Genomic DNA, 16,052 nt, shown 5'->3' on the forward strand with positions numbered 1-16,052 from the left:
CGGCCGCAACTGCGCCGACGACGTCACCGCCGATGCGCTGCTGCTGTCGCGCGCGGTCGGCCGTCCCGTGCGCGTGCAGTTGACCCGGGAGCAGGAGCATGCGTGGGAGCCGAAGGGCGCCGCGCAGCTCATCACCGTCAACGGCGGGTTGAACGCCGACGGCAGCGTCGCCGGCTATGATTTCGCTACCCGCTATCCGTCGAACCGCGCACCGACCCTGGCATTGCTGCTCACCGGATGCATTGCCCCGAGCCCGGTGGTGAGCGACATGGGCGATCGCACGGCGATTCCGCCCTATGACTACGACCACCTGCGCGTGGTCACGCACGACATGCCGCCGATCGTGCGCGCCGCCTGGCTTCGCGGCGTCTCGGCGCTGCCGAATTCGTTCGCGCATGAATCCTATATCGACGAGCTCGCGACCGAAGCCGGCGTCGATCCGATCGAGTACCGGCTGCGTTACCTGAAGGACAAGCGCGCGATCGAGCTCGTGCATGCAGTGGCCGAGCGTGCCGGCTGGGAGCCGCGTCCGGTGTGGCAGGAAAAGGCCGAGCAGGACGGCGTCGTGCAGGGCCGCGGCTTCGCCTATGCGTGTTACGTGCACGGCACGTTTCCGGGCCTGCCCGCCGCCTGGTCGGCCTGGATCGCGGACGTGGCCGTGAACAAGACCACCGGCGAGGTCAGCGTGACGCGCGTGGTGGCGGGACAAGACTCCGGATTGATGATCAACCCGGACGGCGTGAAGCATCAGATCCACGGCAATGTCGTGCAGTCGACCAGCCGCGCGCTGCTGGAGGAAACAGCGTTCGACCGCAGCTCGGTCGCCGCGCGCGAATGGGGCGCCTATCCCATCATCCAGTTCCCCGACGTGCCCCAGATCGACGTGCTGATGCTGCCGCGGCAGGATCAGCCGCCGCTCGGGGTCGGCGAATCCGCTTCCGTGCCGAGCGCGGCCGCGATCGCCAATGCGATCTTCGATGCCACCGGCGTCCGCTTCCGCGAGCCGCCGTTCACACCGGAGCGCATTCTCAAGGGACTTCGCGGCGATGCTTTCGCGCCGGCGAGCGCATTGCCTGCACCGGCAGCGGCCGCTACGGTCGCCGCCGACAAATGGAAGAATCCATTTGCAGGGCGACGCGGCTTATTCGCGACGATCGCTGCGCTCTGCACTGCGGCGATCGGCATCGGCGCAGCGATGCTGCCGGGCCGCGCCATCGCCCCGATCGCCCGGCCTGATGCTTCGGTCTATTCGGCTGCGACCATCGTGCGCGGTGCGGAACTCGCCGCGCTCGGCAATTGCGCGGTCTGTCACACCGCGAAGACCGGTGCGGCCAATGCCGGCGGCCTCGCGATCGAGACGCCGTTCGGCATCCTCTTCAGCACCAACATCACGCCCGACGTCGAGACCGGCATCGGCACCTGGTCCTATCCCGCCTTCGAGCGCGCGATGCGCGAAGGCCTGCATCGCGATGGCCGCCATCTCTACCCCGCCTTTCCCTATACACACTTCGCCAACGCGACCGATGCCGACCTGCAGGCGCTCTACGCCTACCTGATGGCGCAGGCGCCGGTGCGTGCCGAGCCGCCGAAGAATGCGCTGCGCTTCCCCTTCAGCCTGCGCCCGCTCGTGGCCGGCTGGAACGCGCTGTTCCATCACACCGGCGAATTCCAGCCCGACCCGGCGCGATCAGCGGCGTGGAATCGCGGCGCCTATCTTGTCGAAGGGCTCGGCCATTGCGGCGCCTGCCACTCGCCGCGCAACGCGCTCGGCGCCGAGCGCGCCAATGCCCATCTCGCGGGCGGTTTCGTCGAAGGCTGGGAAGCGCCGGCGCTGACCTCGCTTTCGCGCGCACCGGTCCCCTGGAGCGAAGACGAATTCTACGCCTATCTGCGCGCCGGCGAGTCTCGCTTTCATGGCGTGGCGGCCGGCCCGATGGCGCCTGTCGTGAAGGACCTTGCCAAGCTCGGCGATGACGACATCCGCGCGATGGCCGTCTATCTCGCCTCCTTCAACGAGAACGCGCCCGACAAGGCGGCACAGCAAGCGCTCGCCGGCAAGCTGGAAGGCGATACGAAAGTAACTCTCGGCAATTCCGCCGGCGCGCGGATGTATCAGGGCGCCTGCGCGGTCTGCCACGAGGTCGGCGGCCTGCCGCTGTTCGGCAGCCGGCCGTCGCTTGCGCTGAACAGCAACCTGCACAGCGCGCAGCCCGACAACCTGATCCAGGTGATCCTGCACGGCATCGCCGAGCCTGCGTCCAGTGACCTCGGCTACATGCCCGCCTTCGAGGACAGCATTGGCGACGCGCAGCTTGCCGAGCTCATAAGCTTCCTGCGCCGGCAGTTCGCCCCCGACAAGCCGGCGTGGAACGATGTGCCGTCTGCCATCAGCCGCGTGCGCGGGCCGAAGGACGTTCGGCCGGCTTCGTCAGTCCAATCCAATTGACGTTCCAAACGGCTCGACAGAAGTCCGCGCTCCCGCGGCGCGCCGCACCTGGGCCTCCCGGATGAAGGCGCTTTCATTGACCTGTGTCAAACTGCACAAAACCAAGGCCGCTAATAAGATTTTATCCGAAAACCGCAGGCGGGACATGATATGATCACGAATTGCCTGAAGTGGTTGATGATTGCCGGCCTTACTGCCGGGTTCGCTGCTGCGGCCCGGGCTGAAGACGTCGACATCGGCAAGTCGGAATTTCTGTCTTCGTGCGCAAGCTGCCATGGTCCGGACGGAAAGGGTAGGGGACCCCTCAGTGAGCAGCTCAAGGTGCCGCCGTCCGATCTGACGATGTTGACCAAGAGCAACGACGGGGTCTTTCCCACGAATGCGGTTTATGAAACCATAGATGGATCGAAAACAATTCCCGCTCACGGCACCCGTGAAATGCCGATTTGGGGGGAACGCTTCGACCCCATTATCAATCTGCCTCATGCCGTTGACCCGCCCTATTGGAAGATGGCCGGGCCCGAGCAAAGCCCAGAGGTCGTCGTGCGAAGACGCATCCTCGCTGTGATCGATTATCTCGGTCGTATTCAGCAAAAGTAACAACGTCGGGCATCAGACCACTCGATCCTCCGCCGGCATGGTCGAGACGTCAGTGGCGGCCGCGCGACGCACCAACGCCAATGAGGATGGGTAGCGGGCTACGCCGCCGCTGACCCATCCCTGCGCACGTCGTCACATGCGATAACTGTGCGAGCCGATACCGTCCGTCGCGCGGCCCCTCACCCGCCCGACTTCGCCCGCTCCGCGGCCTGCTTCACCCGCTCCGGGTCGGCGGCGATCTTCACGCCGGCGCGCTCCTGCTCGAGCAGCATCACCGCGCGCGAGTCGCGCGCCTGCCAGCCGCGGTTGCAGGCTTCGACCATCTCGGCATGGGCGAGATTGCAGATCCGCATCGGAACACCGAGTTCGCGCCCGAGTGCGGTGGCGAGGGCGACGTCCTTGGTGGCGAGCTTGAGGGCGAAATTCGGCGGATCGTATTTGCCCGGCAGGAACTGGTCCAGGAGGCCATCGAAGGTGAGGCGCCGGCCGCCGACGCCCTGGCGCACCGCTTCCCAGAGCGCGACCGGATCCATGCCGGCCTTGACGCCGAGCGTGAAGGTCTCGGCCAGCGCGCAAGAGATGGCGTAGCCCGACATGTTGTGCACCAGTTTTGCCACCGTCGCAGTGCCGATCGGACCGACATAGGCCGCGCGATCGCCCATCGCGTCGAGCACGCCCTTGTACTTGTCGTAACTGGCCCGGTCGCCGCCGACCCAGATCGCCATCTTGCGCGACTGCGCGCCCGACGGACCGCCGCTCACGGGCGCATCGAGCATCTGCGCGCCCTTGGCGGCAAAGGCGTCATGAACCTTCTTCACGACGCCCTGCGAATTGGTCGACAGGTCGAAATAGACCGCCCCGGCCCTCACGCCCTCGATCAGCCCCTCGGCCCCGAGCGCGACACGCTCGACATCGGCCGGCTCCGGCAATGACGTGAAAATGACATCGCTCCCCTCGGCCAGCGCGCGCGGTGTGTCGGCCCACTCGGCGCCGGCCTGCAGATGATGGCTCGCCGACTGCCGATGCAGGTCGTGCACGATCACCTTGTAGCCGGCGTTCTGGATGTTGGTGGCCATCCTGCCACCCATGGTGCCGAGCCCGACGAAGCCTACGACAACGTCCTGCGCCATCACACTTCCCCCTTGCCGCCTTCGACCAGCACGTCATAGGCCACCTGCGCCGCCGACATCGCCGCCGGCCACCCGGCATAGAACGCCATGTGGGTGATGACCTCGGTGATCTCCTCCTGCGTGACGCCGTTGTTGATCGCACGCGTGAGATGCGAGACGAGCTGTTCGGGCCGGTAGGTCGCGACCAGCGCCGCGACCGTGATCAGGCTGCGGTCGCGCTTGGAGAGACCCTTGCGCTCCCACAAATCGCCGTAGACGACGTCGTTGGTGTAATCGACCAGTGCCGGAGTGAAATTCTTGATGCGGTCCCGCTTGGCTGACGGCGGCGCCTTGGCCATTTGCTGCTCCCCGTTATTTCCGTTGTTGCGGCCCGGACCGTGCGACAGGCCGAACCGTTGCTGTCGGTATTTCGTAACAGCGCAGCGATCGAATGTCATGCCTTTGCAGGCGACTTCGCGCGGCATCGCAGCCATGCGGGTAATCATCGGGATGGATTTGCCGGGACCGGAAATATGCCGAGGTGGCCGGCATGCGGCTTGTGCGGCTTCCGCCTTGCATGCCATCTTAGTGCCGCAACGTGAGGTCACGGGAAAGCCAATTCCCGGCATCAGGCCGTCAAGGGTCGGAAACACAACGCCTAAGGAGAGAGACATGACGTGGACGCTTCGTCTTGCGGGGCTTGCCTGCGCGAGCCTGCTACTATCCACCGCCAGCGCGTTGGCAGGACCGAAGGTCGTTTCGGGGCCGGGCGCCAATCCGACCTGCTTCAAGCCGTGGTCGGACCAGACCAAGTTCTTCCAGTGGGACAAGAAGCCCGGGCCCTACAAGATCGCGCTCGTCAACGGCTTCGTCGGCAACACCTGGCGCATCCAGATGGTGAAGACCGCCAAGGCTTTCGCCGAGCAGCCCGGCATCAAGGAGAACATCAAGGAGTTCAAGGTCGTCTCGACCGGCACCGATGTTGCGGCGCAACTCGGCGCCATGGAGGATTTCATCAACCAGGGTTTTGACGCCATCGTGACCATTGCCGTGGCACCCGACGGCTTCGACCGCATCATCCGCCTCGCCGACAAGAACAACGTCGTCGTGGTTCCCTTCGACAACGTCCTCGACACCGACAAGGTGATGATGGTCAACGAGGACCAGAAGGAGATGGGCCGGGCGTCGGCCAAATGGCTGATCGACGAGATGGGCAAGAAGACCGGCGACATCCTCGAGGTGCGCGGCCTGCCGGGCAACTCGGTCGACCGCGACCGCCATCTCGGCTTCCGCGAGGTGATGGAAGGCGCCGGCAACAAGTTCAACATCACCGAGGTGGTGGGCAACTGGGACACCGGCACTTCGCAGAAGGTGACCGCCGATGCGCTCGCCGTGCACGGCCATTTCGACGGCGTGTTCACCCAGGGCGGCTCGGACGGCACCGTGCAGGCGATGATCTCGGCCAAGCATCCGTTCGTGCCGATGTCGGGCGAAGGCGAGAACGAATATCGCAAGCAGATCGCCGATCACAACAAGGAAGGCCTCAAGGGCATGTCCTACGGCCAGTCGCCGGCGCTGGTTGCGATCGCCACCAAGGCCGCGATCTCTGCATTGCAGGGCAACGTGATGCCGCAACTGATCTCGATCCCGATTCCGGTCGCGACCTACAAGGACCTCAAGCCCGGCGAGAACTACTGGCCGGACCTCAACGCGAACTTCTTCGCGCCGAACCAGTTCCTGCCCTGCGGCGTGAACTTCACCGCGCCCGAGATCATGTCGCAGAGCGAGAAGAACACCCAGTGACGCCTGTCGCTGCGTTTCGATCACGGCCCGGCATCCGCCGGGCCGTGACGTCCTGAGGACGTGCCATGGCGGACACGATCCTGGCGCCCCAGGCTTTCCTCACCCTCTCCGGCATCTCCAAGCGCTACGCCGGCGTGCGCGCGTTGGAGGGCGTCGATTTTGCCTGCGACCACAGCAGGATTCACGCGGTGCTAGGCGAGAACGGCGCCGGCAAGTCGACCCTGATCAAGATCATCTCGGGCGTGGTGCGGCCCGATTCCGGCAGCATGCGGCTCGCGGGCAGCGATGTCCGCTTCGCGACGCCTTCGGCCGCCAATGCCGCCGGCGTGGTGTGCATCTTCCAGGAGCTGTCGCTGATGCCGGACCTCACGGTCGCGGACAACATCTCGATCGCTTCGCCGCCGCGGCGTTTTGGCCTCATCGATGCCAGAGCGCAACGCCGACGCGCCGAGCGGCTATTGGCCGAGATCGGCTGCGAGGACGTCAATCCGCTGTTGCGCGTGCGCGACCTCCCTCTGTCACGACGCCAGATGGTGGAGATCGCCAAGGCGCTGGGTCAGCGGCCGAAACTCCTGATCCTCGACGAGGCCACATCGGCGCTGACAGCGGCCGACGTCGAGAAGGTCTATGCGATGCTGGCGCGGCTGAAATCCGAGGGCACGGCGATCCTCTACATTTCGCACCGCATGCACGAGGTCGAGGCGCTGGCCGACCGCGCGTCCGTGTTCCGCAACGGCCGCCATATCGAGACCTTCGACAAGGGCGCGCGCTCGACCGCCGACATCGTGCAGCTCATGATCGGGCGCGACATCGCGACCCAGTATCCGCCGAAACCGGCACGGCAGCCGGCGAAGCCGGTGCTGGCGCTCGAAAACCTCTCCTGGGAGAAGCATCTCGACCGCATCTCGCTGACGGTCGGAGCCGGTGAGATCGTCGGCCTCGGCGGCCTCGACGGACAGGGCCAGAAATCGCTGCTGCTGGCGCTGTTCGGCGTGCTGCGCGGCGTCACCGGGCGCGTCACGGTCGGCGGGCGCGAGGTGCGCCCCGGCTCGCCGGCGGCGGCGAAGTCGGCCAGCATCGCGCTGGTGCCCGAGGACCGCAAGACCGAGGGCCTGATGCTGCCGATGTCGATTGCCGATAATCTGGCGATCGCCTCGCTCGCTGCGCTTTCGGCCGGACCATTCGTCGACCGCGCCAAGGAGCGCGCAGCGATCGAGCGTGCCGTGACCCGGCTGCAGATCAAGATCGGCAAGGCCGATGATGCTGTCTCGACATTGTCGGGCGGCAACCAGCAGAAGGTCGTGCTGGCCAAATGGCTGATGACGGAGCCGCGCATCATCCTGCTAAACGATCCGACCCGCGGCATCGACGTCGGCACCAAGCAGGAGCTCTACCGCCTGATGCGCGAGCTCGCCGACCAGGGCGCGGCCATCCTGTTCTACTCGACCGACTATGATGAATTGATCGGCTGCTGCGACCGCGTCGCCATCATGTATGACGGGCGCATCGTGCGCGAGCTCCAGGGGGACGAACTCACCGAAACCAACATCATCGCGAGCGCCCTCAACATCGATGCCGCCGCCGGGAACGTCCATGCTCAATGATCTCGCGATCCGGCTGCGCCAGAATGTCGGGCTCGCCACCGCCGTCCTGCTGTTTGCCGCGCTCTATCTGCTCTACAACCTCGCGCACCCGAAGGGCTTCTCTCCGGCCGTGCTGGTGCAGAATGGCGACGAGATCTTCGCCCTCGCGATGCTGGCGATGGCCCAGACCGTGCCGGTGCTGACGTCGGGCCTCGATCTCTCGGTCGGCGCCGTGATGACCATGGTGGGCTGCTTCGCGAGCTACCTCCTGACCGGGGCCGCGGGCGGCACGCCGCTGCATCTCGATGTTCTCGGCCTGCATCTCGGCCTCGGCACCTTTCCGGACGGCGTCGGCGGTATCCTGCTCGGCACGATCGTATGCCTCGCGATCGGCACGCTCGCCGGCTTCATCAACGGCTGCGTCGTCGTCTATGGCCGCATCCAGCCGATCATCGCGACGCTCGCGACCGGCGCGGTCTATATCGGCATCGCGCTGTTCCTGCGCCCGACGCCGGGCGGCAAGATCGACGAGGACCTCAACTGGGCGATGACCAACTCGCTCGGCGATTTTGCCTCGACGCTGCACATCTTCGACGACGGCGCGGCCGGCTGGTTTGCGCCATTCGCCTGGATCCCCGTGCCTTTCGCGCTGCTCGTCCTGATCGCGCTGGTGGTCTGGGTGCCGTTCCGACGCTCCGTGCTCGGCCGCGCCGTCTATGCGGTCGGCTCCGCCGAGGGCGCCGCCTACATGTCCGGGCTGCCGATCGAGCGCGCCAAGATGGCGGCGTTCACGCTGGCCGGCTTCTTCGCCGGCTGCGGCGGCCTGTTCCTCGCGATCCAGACCTCGTCGGGCAACGCCGACATTCCGCAGGCCGGCGCCTATACGCTGAACTCGATCGCCTCCGTCGTGATCGGCGGCACCTCGCTGCTCGGCGGCACCGGCAGTGCCATCGGTTCGATCTTCGGCGCCATGATCCTGCGCGTGATTTCGTTCTTCTTCCGCATCTTCGACATCGCGCCGCTCTTGCAGCCATTGTTCGAGGGCCTGATCCTGCTCGCCGCGGTGAGCATCGGCGCGCTGGGCGTCCTGCGCGTGAGGAACACGCTGGAGCTGTTCCGATGACAACGATGCTGCTCCGCCTCTCGCGCGACGACCGCCCGATCCTGATCGCGGCGCTGTTCATCCTGGTCATCCTGGTGGCGGGCACCGCTTATACCGTTGCCCATTTCGGCAGCGCACCGCTGCTGTCGCCGACCTACCTGCTGCAGCAATTGCAGATCGGCGCCTTCCTCGGCATCGTCGCCGCCGGGATGATGATCGTCATCCTGATCGCGCAGATCGACCTGTCGGTGCCCTGGACATTGGCGGCCGCCGCCATGATGGCGACCTCGATCGGCGGCCCGCTTGCTATTCCCACAGGCCTCGGCATCGGCCTCCTGGTCGGCCTCGTCAACGGCATCGGGGTGGCTTATCTGCGCGTGCCCTCGATGATCTTCACGCTCGGCGTCAACGCTGTCATGCGCGGGCTGATGGTGGCGCATACCGGCGGCTATGCGCCGCAGACCGCGGCCACCGAGCTGATGAAGACGCTCGCCGCCGAGCGCACGCTCGGCATTCCCAACGCCCTGTTCGTCTGGGCCGCGGTGTCGGTCGTGGTCGCCATCATCCTGCAGCGCACGCCGCTCGGCCGCTACATCTATGCGATCGGCAACAAGGAGGCGGCGGCCTATCTCGCCGGCGTCGATACACGGCGCGTCACCGTGATCTGCTTTGCGCTGTGCGGGGTCGCGGCCGCGCTCGCCGGCGTGCTGCTTGCGGGCTATTCCACCAAGGCCTACCAGGGCATGGGCGACGCCTACCTGCTGCCGTCGATCGCGGCGGTGGTGATCGGCGGCACCAACATTCTCGGCGGCCGCGGCCGCTATCTCGGCACGCTCATCGGCGTGGTGCTGATCGTGCTGCTCAACAGCGTGCTGTCGATCATGGACATGCCCGAGGCCGGACGGCAGGTGATCTACGGTCTCGTCATCATCCTGATGCTGCTGGTCTATGGACGCGGCGAGCGCGTCACGAGTTGAAGAACACGAACGAGCCTGGCGGATTTGCAGGGAGAGAAAATGCTTCCCTATGTTGCGCACGATCCGCGGTTCCAGCGCCTGGTGATCGGCCACGCCGTGCTCGAAACGCTGGCGGACGGCTGCCGCTGGGCCGAAGGCCCGGCCTATTTCGCCGCCGGGCGCTATCTGATCTGGTCGGACATTCCCAACGACCGCATGATGCGCTTCGACGAGACCGACGCCTCGGTCTCGGTGTTTCGCTCGCCGAGCTTCAACTCGAACGGCAATACCACCGATCGCGAGGGCCGGCTCGTCACCTGTGAGCACCTGACGCGGCGCGTCACGCGGACCGAGCACGACGGCTCCGTCACCGTGCTGGCTGATCGCTATGACGGCAAACGACTGAATTCGCCGAACGACGTCGTCGTCAAATCCGACGGCTCGATCTGGTTCTCCGATCCGACCTACGGCATCGACAGCGACTATGAGGGCCTGCAAGCCGTCTCGGAGATCGGCGCCTCCAATGTCTACCGCATCGACAGCGCGACTGGACACGTCACGCGCGTGCTGTCGGACCGCGTCAAGCCCAACGGGCTCGCGTTCTCGCCGGACGAGGCGACGCTCTACATCGCCGATACCGGCGCGACCCATGTCGACGGCCTGCCAGCCACCATCTGGGCCTACAAGGCGCAGGGGCAAACGGTTGGAGAGGCGTCGCTGTTCGCCACCTGTCCGGAGGGGCTGTACGACGGGTTTCGCTGCGACGTTCATGGCAACATCTGGACCTCGGCTGGCCGCAGCGTGTTCTGCTACGCGCCCGACGGCACCCATCTCGGCACCATCCCGATCGGCGAGATCGTCGCCAATGTCTGCTTCGGCGGCCAGCGCCGCAATCGGCTCTACATCTGCGGACAGACTTCGCTTTATTCGATCTACCTCAACACCCGCGCGGCGGTTTGAGGCAGCGGCCGCTCGCACGCCGGCGCTGCATGTGGCTTGCAGTCTCTTTTCGAAGGCTCGCCGCCGATCCTGATTGACAAGCTTGTACGGCCCACTTTTTAATGACCGCTGCAAGAGACGACGCAGGTCGTCCGTCAAGACGGGAGGGAGGGCACGATGGACGGCCCTCGGCGAAGTGGTGACGAGACGTCCCCGCGCGCTGGATCCGAGGTGCTTCGGATCGATCGCGTCTCCAAGCGTTTTGGCGGAACCCAGGCCCTCGCTGATGTCAGCATGGCCGTCGGCCGCGGCGAGGTCGTCGCGCTGCTCGGCGAGAATGGGGCCGGCAAATCGACGCTGATCAAGATCCTCGCCGGCGTTCACACGGTCGACAGCGGCACGATCGGCTACGAGGGCGCCGACATGACCCACGCGGTCAGGCGCATGCCGATCTCCTTCATCCACCAGGATCTCGGACTGATCGACTGGATGACCGTGGCGGAAAATATCTGCCTGACGCTCGGCTATCCGCGCCGCTTCGGCCTGATCGACCGGTCGGGGGCACGCAAGCGCGCCGAGCGCGCGCTCAAGAGGATCGGCGCCGACATCGATCCGGAGCTTCGTATCCAGAGCCTGACGCGAACGGAGAAGTCCCTCGTCGCGATTGCGCGCGCGCTCGCGACCGACGCCGAGATTCTCGTGCTCGACGAGCCGACCGCGAGCCTTCCCGCCGACGAGGTGGCGCGCCTGTTCGGCGCGCTGCGGCGCCTGCGCGAGCATGGGGTCGGCATGATCTACGTCTCGCACCGGCTCGACGAGGTGTTCGAGATCGCCGACCGCATGGTGGTGCTGCGCGACGGCCGCGTCGCCGGCGAGCGCATGGTCGCAAGTACCTCGCCGGACCAGACCATCCTGCTCATCGTCGGCCGTGAGCCGTCGCTGGTGTTCAGGCGGCCCGCCGAGCGCGAGGGCGGCGCCCGGCTCGAATTCGCATCTGCTGCGATCGGCGACGTCGGGCCGATCGACTGCCGGATTCACGCCGGCGAGATCATCGGCCTTGTCGGCCTGCGCGGCGCCGGCCAGGAGGCGGTCAGCCGGGCGCTGTTCGGCATGGAAAGCATGACCGGCGGGCAGATCCGGATCGACGGCGCGACCGTGACGATCGACGGTCCGCGCCGAGCGATGGAGCTTGGCGTCAACCTGGTCTGCGCGGACCGCGCCGGCGAATCGATCGTTGCGGGACTCACGGTGCGCGAGAACTTCTTTCTCAATCCGCTGGCAACCGGACACCGCTCCTCGAGTTGGCTCTCGCCGGCAAGAGAGCGCGCCGCCGCGAGGCGGCTCGGCGAGACCGTCGATCTTCGCCCGAATGATCCCAATCTCGCGATCGAACTCTTGTCCGGCGGCAACCAGCAGAAGGTCGCGGTCGGCCGCTGGCTGAACCTGAAGGCGAAGATCTACGTGTTCGAGGACCCGACCGCCGGCGTGGACGTCGGCTCGAAAGCGGAGATCTACAAGCTGTTCGATGTCGCGCTCAAGGGCGGGGCCGCCATCCTGATCGTATCCACCGACTTCGAGGAGATTGCAAAAGTGTGCCATCGCGCGCTGGTGTTCAGCCGCGGCCGCATCGTGCGCGAGCTGCACGCGGACGATCTTTCCATCAGCAACCTGCTTGCCGCCGGCTCCGGCCAGATCGGGCATGGCCTCGCGACGACGGCAGATACGGTCCACTGAACGGGGCGCCGGATGCAGTCGATCAAGTCCAACGCCCTGGAGCCGACACGGCCGGAGCTGGCCGCGCTGTCGCCCGGGCGGGCGGTCCTACGCCTGCTGCCGGTCTACGGTCTGCCCGTGCTGACCGTGCTGCTGATCGTGTTCTTCTCGCTGGTGCTGCCCGACACGTTTCCGACCTGGCTCAACGCACGCTCGATCCTTGCCGACAAATCGATCGTCGCGCTGCTGGCGCTCGCGGCTACGCTGCCGATGATGGCGGGCCGCATCGACCTCACGGTCGGCTTCGGAATCGTGATGTGGCACATCCTCGCCATCAGCTTCCAGGTCAAGTACGGCATGCCGTGGCCGCTCGCGATCCTGCTGGTGGTCGCCTGCGCCGGCCTTGTCGGCCTCATCAACGGCGTGCTGGTCGAGGTCGCGCAGGTCGACGCCTTCGTGGCGACGCTCGGCACCGGCACGATCCTGTACGCGCTGGCGCTCTGGCACACCGACGGCCGCCAGGTCATCGGCACCCTGCCGCCAGGCTTCCTCGCCATCAACTCGGCTTCGCTGTTCGGCATTCCGATCCCCGCCTTCTACGTGCTCGGCCTCGCCTTGCTGCTCTGGATCGTCAGCGAGCGGCTGCCGATCGGCCGCTTCATCTACGCCATCGGCGCCAACGAGAAGGCCGCCGCGCTGAACGGCATCCCGGTTCGCGCCTATGTGATCGGCGTGTTCATCGCCTCCGGCCTGATCACCGGGCTCGCCGGCTGCGTGCTGGGCGCCAAGCTTCGCATCGGACAGGCCAATGTCGGGCTCGACTTCCTGTTGCCGGCATTGGTCGGCGCGTTTCTGGGCTCAACCACGATCAAGCCGGGCCGGGTCAATGTCTGGGGCAGCGTGTTCGGCATTCTCATCCTCGCCGTCGGCATTTCCGGCATCCAGTTGTTCGGCGGCGCGTTCTTCGTCGAGCCGCTGTTCAACGGCACGACCCTGGTCGTCGCCATCGCGCTCGCCGCCTTCGCACAGCGACGCCGCACCGTCGTCAAACCGCCGCCCGCCGGACCACAGGCCGCCCCTGCGCCATCCGAGTCCGCGAAAGCGGCCAACGCCACATGAAGCCTTTTCACAAATGCCGGCAACGTCCGGCCTGGCGACCGACGGCCGCCTGCAAAATCCTGGGAGGAAAGTCATGACAATAACCAAAGCAATGATGAGGGGTTTCCTGGCGTCGGCCGGCGTGTTGGCGCTCGGCGTCAACATAGCGCGCGCCGAGGACGACGCCGCCTATATCGAAAAGGCCAAGGCCTTTCTGGAAAAGGTCGCAGCGCCGGTGACAAAATGGGACGGCCCGACATCGGGACCGAAGGCGCAAGGCAAGAAGCTGATCGTCATCGTCTCGACCGATCAGCGCAACGGCGGCGCGCAAGGCGCAGGCGACGGCGCGGCCGAAGCCGCCAAGGCGATGGGCTGGGACGTGCGCCAACTCGACGGCCAGGGCACCGTACCCGGCCATGCCACCGCGCTGACCCAGGCGATCGCGATGAAGCCCGACGGCATCCTCAATGTCGGCATCGACAGCAAGGAGCAGCAGCCGCTGCTCGAGCAGGCGACTTCCGCCGGCATCAAGATCGTCGGCTGGCACGCGGGACCAACCGCCGGACCGGTCGAGGGCGTCCCCGCCGTGTTCACCAACGTCACCACCGACCCGATCGAGGTCGCGACCTCCGCCGGGCTCGAAGCGGTCGTGAAGTCGGAGGGCCATGCCGGCGTCATCCTGTTTACGGATTCGATCTATGCGATCGCGACCGCCAAGACCAACGCGGAGCGCGCGGCGGTCGAAGGCTGCAAGGGTTGCAAGGTGCTCGACGTCGTCGACACCCCGATCGCCGACCTCTCCAACCGGATGGGCCAGCTCACGACCTCGCTATTGTCCAAATACGGCAAGCAATGGACCTACTCCATCGCCGTGAACGATCTCTACTACGACTTCTCGGCGCCGTCGCTGCAGGCGGCGGGTGTCGATCCCGCGACCGGATCGCCGCAGCAAATCTCGGCGGGCGACGGCTCGGTCCCCGCGTTCAAGCGCATCCGCGACAAGCAGTACCAGATCGCAACGGTGGCGGAGCCCTTGAACTTGCAAGGCTGGATCATGGTCGACGAGATCAACCGCGCCTTCGCCGGCGACAAGCCGAGCGGCTTCGTGCCGCACGTCCACCTCTTTACCGCCGACAATGTCGAGAAGGATGGCGGCAAGGACAACAAGTTCGATCCCGGCAACGGCTATCGCGACGAATACAAGAAGATCTGGGGCGCGAAGTAATCGCGTTCCGACCAAGAAAACAAGAGGCACCAATGAGCAGCGATCTCCCCAGGCCCGACTACGCCACCTCCAACCTCAAGCTGATTGGCTACAGTGACCAGGGCGGACGCTGTGACGGCGTGCAGATCATGGTCCACAAGGGCTTTGCCTATGTGGGCCATATCTTCTCCAAGGGCTTTTCAGTCGTCGACGTGCGCGACCCGAAAGCGCCGAAGACGGTCGGCTACGTCGCCGCGCCGCATAACACCTGGACGCTGCATCTGCAGGCGGCCGAGGACAAGCTGCTCGTCATCCACAACAAGGACATGTTCGCGCAGGCCGAGCTCGCCGACGAGAAGAACTACTACAAGGGCTCGGTCAGTGGCCACGCCGATGAGAAGCCGGAGACACGCGACTGGTCTGCAGGCTTGGCGGTCTATGATCTTTCGACGCCGGGCGAACCGAAGCAGATCGGCTTCATGCCGGTGGACGGCACCGGCCTGCATCGCATCTACTGGATCGGCGGGCGCTGGGCCTATGCGTCCGCGCTGCTCGAAGGCTTCACCGACTACATCATGGTGGTGATCGACCTCGCCGATCCGACGAAACCGCAACTGGTCGGGAAATACTGGCTGCCGGGCATGAACAAGGCGGCCGGCGAGGTGCCGAACTGGCCGACCGCGAACGGCCGCTTCGGCCTGCACCATCCGATCGTGCAGGACGATGTCGCCTATTGCAGCTGGCGCGACGCCTGTCTTGCCGTGGTCGACGTCAAGGACAAGGCAAACCCGAAACTCCTTACCCACAAGGTGTGGGCGCCACCGTTCGGCGGCGGCACCCACAACGCTCTGCCCTTGCGCAACCGCAACCTGCTCGTGGTCGTCGACGAGACCGTGCTCGACAATCAGGAGGACGGCTTCAAGCCGATCTGGATCTTCGACAACCAGGTCAAGTCCAACCCGGTCAGCATCTCGACGTTTCCTGCGCCCTCGGACAAGGACTATCTCAAGGTCGGCGGCCATTTCGGCCCTCACAACGTCCACGAGAACCGGCCGGACACCTTCCAGAGCGAGGAGGTCATCTTCGCGACCTACCAGAACGCCGGCCTGCGCGTCTACGACATCAAGGACCAGTTCCGTCCGAAGGAGATCGGCGCCTTCGTGCCGCCGCCGCCCGCGAAGTGGATGGACCCGCGCCCGAACCGCCCGGTCGTGCTGCACTCGGCCGACGTCTTCGTCGACAAGAACGCGCTCTGCTATGTGACGGATTTTTCCGCCGGTCTCTACATCGTCGAGTACAAGGGCTGATCCCATTCACTCAGATCCGTAGGGTGGGCTAAGCGCCCGCGCGCACAGAAGCTTACGGCGTAAAGGTGGAAGCGTGCTCACCATCCACGACGATGCGGTCGAGACATGGTGGGCACGTCGCTCCACGCGATGCAAAGCAGCGCGCGGAGCGCCTTACTTAGCCCACCCTACACTTGCCTGCGCTCCCGGCTC

13 protein-coding genes are annotated in these 16,052 nt (G+C 65.9%); 11 read left to right on the top strand and 2 right to left on the bottom strand.

From position 1 onward, the window contains the following. On the top strand, positions 1–2,446 hold a 2,446-nt coding region (locus JOY90_RS12515; protein ID WP_291691446.1), incomplete at its 5' end, for a c-type cytochrome. Positions 2,447–2,596: 150 nt separating this feature from the next. Continuing rightward, positions 2,597–3,046 (top strand): cytochrome c, encoded by a 450-nt coding sequence (locus JOY90_RS12520; RefSeq protein WP_291691447.1) that lies wholly within the window; start codon positions 2,597–2,599, stop codon positions 3,044–3,046. Between the two features lie 179 nt (positions 3,047–3,225). Here JOY90_RS12520 and JOY90_RS12525 read toward each other — a convergent pair whose 3' ends face one another. Continuing rightward, positions 3,226–4,176, bottom strand: coding sequence for an NAD(P)-dependent oxidoreductase (locus tag JOY90_RS12525; RefSeq protein WP_291691448.1), 951 nt, complete (start codon positions 4,174–4,176; stop codon positions 3,226–3,228). Further along, positions 4,176–4,514: a carboxymuconolactone decarboxylase family protein gene (locus JOY90_RS12530; RefSeq protein WP_291691449.1), complete on the bottom strand. Its 339-nt coding sequence runs from the start codon at positions 4,512–4,514 to the stop codon at positions 4,176–4,178. Before JOY90_RS12530 ends, JOY90_RS12525 begins: the two co-directional genes overlap by 1 nt. Before the next feature lie 313 nt (positions 4,515–4,827). On the opposite strand from JOY90_RS12530, the gene JOY90_RS12535 reads away from it, so the two are divergent. The 9 genes from JOY90_RS12535 to JOY90_RS12575 all read left to right on the top strand — a co-directional run bounded on the left by JOY90_RS12535 (position 4,828) and on the right by JOY90_RS12575 (position 15,860). After that, positions 4,828–5,958: a sugar ABC transporter substrate-binding protein gene (locus JOY90_RS12535; protein ID WP_291691450.1), complete on the top strand. Its 1,131-nt coding sequence runs from the start codon at positions 4,828–4,830 to the stop codon at positions 5,956–5,958. A 65-nt stretch (positions 5,959–6,023) separates the two neighbouring features. Further along, positions 6,024–7,562 carry a sugar ABC transporter ATP-binding protein gene (locus JOY90_RS12540; protein ID WP_291691451.1) on the top strand — a complete coding sequence of 513 codons (1,539 nt, stop codon included), beginning with the start codon at positions 6,024–6,026 and terminating at the stop codon, positions 7,560–7,562. Further along, entirely contained in the window at positions 7,552–8,664 is a 1,113-nt protein-coding gene (locus JOY90_RS12545; protein WP_291691452.1) for an ABC transporter permease, read from the top strand. The genes JOY90_RS12540 and JOY90_RS12545 overlap by 11 nt, the downstream gene beginning before the upstream one ends. A gap of 5 nt (positions 8,665–8,669) precedes the next feature. After that, entirely contained in the window at positions 8,670–9,620 is a 951-nt protein-coding gene (locus JOY90_RS12550; RefSeq protein ID WP_291691458.1) for an ABC transporter permease, read from the top strand. Between the two features lie 39 nt (positions 9,621–9,659). After that, on the top strand, positions 9,660–10,559 hold the full coding sequence (locus tag JOY90_RS12555; RefSeq protein ID WP_291691453.1) for an SMP-30/gluconolactonase/LRE family protein: 900 nt from the start codon (positions 9,660–9,662) through the stop codon (positions 10,557–10,559). A 156-nt stretch (positions 10,560–10,715) separates the two neighbouring features. Continuing rightward, on the top strand, positions 10,716–12,272 hold the full coding sequence (locus JOY90_RS12560; protein WP_291691454.1) for a sugar ABC transporter ATP-binding protein: 1,557 nt from the start codon (positions 10,716–10,718) through the stop codon (positions 12,270–12,272). 12 nt (positions 12,273–12,284) lie between these two features. Next, positions 12,285–13,370, top strand: coding sequence for an ABC transporter permease (locus JOY90_RS12565; protein WP_291691455.1), 1,086 nt, complete (start codon positions 12,285–12,287; stop codon positions 13,368–13,370). 73 nt (positions 13,371–13,443) lie between these two features. Next, positions 13,444–14,574 carry a substrate-binding domain-containing protein gene (locus JOY90_RS12570; protein WP_291691456.1) on the top strand — a complete coding sequence of 377 codons (1,131 nt, stop codon included), beginning with the start codon at positions 13,444–13,446 and terminating at the stop codon, positions 14,572–14,574. A 32-nt stretch (positions 14,575–14,606) separates the two neighbouring features. Then, positions 14,607–15,860 (top strand): hypothetical protein, encoded by a 1,254-nt coding sequence (locus JOY90_RS12575; RefSeq protein ID WP_291691457.1) that lies wholly within the window; start codon positions 14,607–14,609, stop codon positions 15,858–15,860. Positions 15,861–16,052: the final 192 nt, after the last annotated feature.

It is taken from the genome of Bradyrhizobium sp., assembly GCF_019242285.1.
Classification (GTDB): Bacteria; Pseudomonadota; Alphaproteobacteria; order Rhizobiales; family Xanthobacteraceae; genus Bradyrhizobium.